Below are 2,733 nucleotides of genomic sequence, written 5' to 3' on the forward strand. Positions count from 1 at the left end.
CCTGTGCTTGTATTGTCGTCAGGGCAATTCAAGTTTTCGGATAGGCACTTAGTAGTACCGGAACATTCAGTTTCTTAATTTTGTCAGTCAAGCCTCTCAACTGCCAATCTTTGGTAATTCGTCACTGGTAATCCAAAGTCGTTCCGATGTTTCGGTTCGCCACTGGTTTAGAGGATCTTGAACCTTCTGACCATTCTTGAGAATCAGCGTTATACGGTATTCATATGTTCCAAAATCTTCTTTACGCAAAATCAGATCACTAATCGGAGTCAAAACTTTAATTGCCGCTGTCGGTTGAGCGCGCGGATCGTCACGGTTGAAATCGCACGAATCTCCATGTTTGAAATTAACGAGGATGACAGCAATCTGAGCGCCAAATACGCCTTTTGACGTAGTGACAGCAATCAACCGCTTGTACCGGGCGGGGCTGTCTGGACGCAGAATGGATCTCCAAACCGCTGCTTGATCGGGTAAAACCTTCACACCACTCAAGTCAAACACGACATCAGAGAGAACCGTTGACGCGATCGCCTCTTTCGGGGTCACTGTGAATGAGATTCCCTCTCCTGGTTTTAACTCCGCAGGTAACCCAACACTGAGCGAGTTCATTACGCCTGGAATCTGTGTGTCGCCATGACGTAAACTAGCACTGAGACGATCAATCCGAATCGGACTCTCAATAGCATTCTTCAGCGTCACTTTCACAACTCCGTTGATTGCATCAATCTCTTTACTGTAATCAAAGTGTTCGCCCACTAAATCATCCATCTGGGCACTGAAGGGAATGATTTCAGAGGGTCCGTCAGGAAAGTCAACTCTAATCTGTCCCTGAAACAATTGAGTCGTGCCACTAAAGAGGGCATCATATACCGACTGAAAGGCTTGCAGAGATAATGTGCGACTATCTCGAAAGCCCGTTCTAAGTTCCACCAACACCTCTGGGCATTCTTTGTTAATCAAAGATCCGTCCGCTTGAGGTAGCCCCAAAAATAGACGAGGCTTATCTGCCAAGAGCGGCTGAAACACCAGTCCTGGGACATCAGCAGGTAGAGAGCCTGTGATGTATTTATTTAGCTTAATTGCGGCAAGGGCTAAACGAGTTGCATCCACAAAAGGGTAAGCCCAGTACTCGATCGTCACCTGAATCTCCTCGGCAGACCCATCTGTCGAGAAGAACCGAATAGACACCATTGGGTAATGTGGAGATTCTGGTCGTCGCGCCAGCTTGAATCTATCCGGCAAATAGTAAAAAATATATCGCTGCACTGGGTCTTGGTAATAGCTATGTCCATCAACTTGCCGCAAATCAGGCTTGAATCGGTTGTCTATTGCTCCGGTGATTCCCTTGAAGATGTAAGGATATAAACTGACTGGAAATACAAACGGATTGCGGTTTACTGCATCATCAACGACCCGCGTTACTTCTCGAAAGAGTAGCCCTGAACCATTCTCGCCAGACGTACCTGATGTACTGACAGAGTTCGATGTGTAGAGGCGGTTTAGCCGTCGGTCATTCAAAGTGATGTAAACGGATGTCGGGGGTAGCTGATCTTTAGCAACCGCAAACCACAAGCTGTTCAAGCTGGTGGCAGAGGAAAGAGCGCAAAATCCATACAAATAAGCGCCCCCTTGAGCATAAATATCAACCCAAGTGCGCGCAGCATTCCGATTCAGTCCACAGGGAGGGAGGTCGGGAGCAGGGGCGAATAAGTCATCTGGAAAGACTGATTGGTTAGTCACACTCAGCCGATATCGAGTCCATTGTTTGCCACCGGCTTCATAGGTTTCAGTGCCCATTAACTGAAGTTGTGGAGTCGGTAAATTAGAACTGCTGGTGGCTGGCTGTGACGATGAATTAGAGGTAGGCAGGGGAACTGCCACGTTTACCGTTCGCCGAATGATTAAAACTCCACCGTAGTCTGGGTAAGTCAGAACCTGATAGAGCAAATCTCGCTCGCTGAGTGAAGAAACCTGCAAAATGGCACGAACACCTTCAGCTTCTAGCGTTAGCTGCTCAAACACTAGTTCCCTGTGTCCACCGTTGGCGTTACCTAAAATCAGCCGATGCTGTAAAATTACACTGACGGAGTGATCAATTTCCCTGGCACCTCTTGCCTGTTCTCGCACAGAAGCAGCCGGATACTTTTCTAGGTGAATGGTGAGGCTCCAGCCTTGGCCACTGGCACCTTGAGGGCTGGATGCTAACGACATTTGAACTTGTTGATTTCGTTCTGCAATGCGGTAGCGAGGCAAATAGAACTTCTTCGTGGCATCAGCAGGACTCTCAAACAGAACTTCATCCGTCACTTCTGAGCTAGGACAAATTGGAACAGCGATTCGGCTACGGGGAGTGCCGTCAAGGGAAGTGCGAAGAGTAGCGATCTTTGCTGCGAGTTCAGGATTGATCCAGCGCACCTGTTCCAGCTTGGCAGTGACAGAAAGTTGCTGGATTGGCACAACCTCAATTTGCTTGTTAGCAACTGCATCGACCATCTGCAAATTTGTCTTGAACTGATCCTGAGTAGCGGAGACGCTTACAGCGGGGGCAGGTTGAACAGGACGAATGGTTACTGGGTTATTCAACACGACAGCATTTGGTAGAGGCTGCTCGAGATGAGAGCTATTATCCACATCAACTCCTTGATGACTCGACAAGATTCAAATCTGGATAAGCGATCGATCTAAGTACAGGACAAAAGCTTGCAAAAACTAAGCAGGAAAGGGTTTCATGAG

Annotated in this window: 1 protein-coding gene; it reads right to left on the minus strand. The window is 47.9% G+C overall.

Annotated features, from left to right (window positions below; translation table 11 throughout):
- Positions 1–96: 96 nt before the first annotated feature.
- Positions 97–2,586, minus strand: coding sequence for a hypothetical protein (locus ACKFKF_RS34825; RefSeq protein ID WP_446871903.1), 2,490 nt, complete (start codon positions 2,584–2,586; stop codon positions 97–99).
- Positions 2,587–2,733 lie beyond the last annotated feature (147 nt).

Source organism: Phormidesmis sp. 146-12 (assembly GCF_052939495.1).